Origin of the sequence: uncultured Eudoraea sp. (assembly GCF_947258525.1) — a bacterium.
In the GTDB taxonomy this organism is placed as follows: Bacteria; Bacteroidota; Bacteroidia; order Flavobacteriales; family Flavobacteriaceae; genus Eudoraea.
In genome coordinates this window covers 1,992-2,592 of sequence record NZ_CAMYIP010000178.1, presented here as the reverse complement: position 1 = coordinate 2,592, position 601 = coordinate 1,992, and the positions used below count along the sequence as shown (strand labels likewise).

General features: G+C 37.4%; 1 protein-coding gene. It reads left to right on the top strand.

Translation table 11 applies throughout. The features are described 5' to 3' along the window. Window positions 1–74: 74 nt before the first annotated feature. Window positions 75–601, top strand: a 527-nt coding sequence (gene rfbC, locus Q0X89_RS13225; protein WP_297694938.1) for a dTDP-4-dehydrorhamnose 3,5-epimerase, incomplete at its 3' end; no start/stop codon positions are given.

The window sequence follows — 601 nt, the reverse complement described above, 5'->3', positions numbered from 1 at the left end:
AAAATCCCCCGAAAAACTTAAATATATAACAACTATAAAATATATGCACTTCAATTATATCTCATTTTAAAAATATGAATTTCAAAAGATTAGAAATACCGGATGTAGTAGTATGTGACCCGAATATTATGGGAGACGATCGCGGCTATTTTGCGGAAACCTACAGACAGGACAAACTCAATGAATTTTTGGGGTATCCCATTCATTTTTGTCAGGATAATGAATCCAGGTCTTCTTATGGTGTTTTAAGGGGCTTGCATTATCAACTACCAACTTACGCCCAAACAAAGCTTGTTCGGGTAATACAAGGAAGGGTGCTGGATGTAGCTGTTGATATTCGAAAAGGTTCGCCAACCTTCAGACAGCATGTTGCTGTAGAATTAAGTGGAGAAAATAGGAAACAATTATTGATCCCAAAGGGTTTTGCACATGGCTTTTTGGTATTAAGTGAGGAAGCACTTTTTGCCTATAAAGTAGATAATTTTTACAACAAGGAATGGGAACGGGGAATGGCCTACAATGATCCTGCAATTGGGATTGACTGGAAACTGGCAGAAAACAAAATAGCATACTCTGTAAAAGATTCCCGCCTCCCTTTATT